A 399-nucleotide genomic window follows, 5' to 3' on the forward strand; every position below is an offset into this window, starting at 1 on the left:
GCCCGGCGCTGACCGATCTGCTGGGCGGACAGGTCAGCGTGATGTTCGGCAACTGGTCCGAGTTCCGCGGCCACATCGAAAGCGGCAAGCTCCTCGCGCTGGGCATGGCGACCCGGCAGCGCTCGCGCTTCGCGCCCAACGTGCCCACGCTGGCCGAGCAAGGCGTGGCGCTGGACTCGAACTCCTGGCAGGGGCTGCTGGCGCCCGCGGGCACGCCGGACGCCATCGTCCAGCGCCTGAACGCCGAGGTCACCAAGGCGCTGGCCGCGCCCAACGTGGTCGAGGTGTTCGCCAAGAGCGGCGTGGTCTCGCAGGCCGGCTCGGTGGCGCAGTTCACGAGCTTCGTGAACAGCGAGATCAACAAGTACGGCGACATCATCCGCCGAGCCAACATCACAA

The 399-nt window shown here is 68.9% G+C and carries 1 protein-coding gene; it reads left to right on the forward strand.

The window, feature by feature from the left end; genetic code table 11:
* A partial coding sequence (locus tag NWP09_RS13310) for a tripartite tricarboxylate transporter substrate binding protein (RefSeq protein WP_258275948.1) occupies positions 1-399 on the forward strand: 399 nt, incomplete at both ends.

The sequence above is a fragment of the Agrococcus sp. HG114 genome, assembly GCF_024723325.1.
In the GTDB taxonomy this organism is placed as follows: Bacteria; Actinomycetota; Actinomycetes; order Actinomycetales; family Microbacteriaceae; genus Agrococcus.